The sequence below is a fragment of the Streptomyces sp. WM6386 genome, assembly GCF_000972385.1.
GTDB lineage: Bacteria > Actinomycetota > Actinomycetes > Streptomycetales > Streptomycetaceae > Streptomyces.
In genome coordinates this window covers 1-451 of sequence record NZ_JXTE01000491.1, presented here as the reverse complement: position 1 = coordinate 451, position 451 = coordinate 1, and the positions used below count along the sequence as shown (strand labels likewise).

Annotated in this window: 1 protein-coding gene; it reads left to right on the top strand. The window is 67.8% G+C overall.

Annotated elements, in window-relative coordinates:
• Positions 1 to 59: 59 nt before the first annotated feature.
• The coding region (locus tag TN53_RS42385) for a hypothetical protein (protein WP_159038291.1) at positions 60 to 451 on the top strand (392 nt) is incomplete at its 3' end.

Genomic DNA, 451 nt, shown 5'->3' with positions numbered 1-451 from the left:
CAGCGGTGATGGTCCTCAGCAACGGTGGCCGACGGCTGCTCGGAGTCGGTCCCCAGACGATGGTCCTGTGGGACCTGGCTGACGGCGGGAGGCGCTTCTCGACCCCCATCAGTGCCTCGGCCCGGGTGAAGTTCAATCCCGTCCTCCCGGAGATCGCGATCGCCTCCGGCGGCGGTGTAAAGGTCGTGAACTCCCTGCTTGGCACCACCGTGTGGGAGCAGGCGACAGCCCCACTGACCGGCCTCGCGTTCTCACGCGACGGACAACGGCTCGCACTCGGCGGACCTAGCGGCCAGACCTCCGGCTTCCTCCACATCCACAGCATGGCCCCGACGAGCGTGTCGAACCGGACCTTCGAAGGTCCGGTGAAGGAGATCGCCCTCACCTCGGCTTCCGGGCCGCTGGCCGTCGCGGCTGGCCATGAACCCGAAGCAAAGGCCGCTTTGTTCCG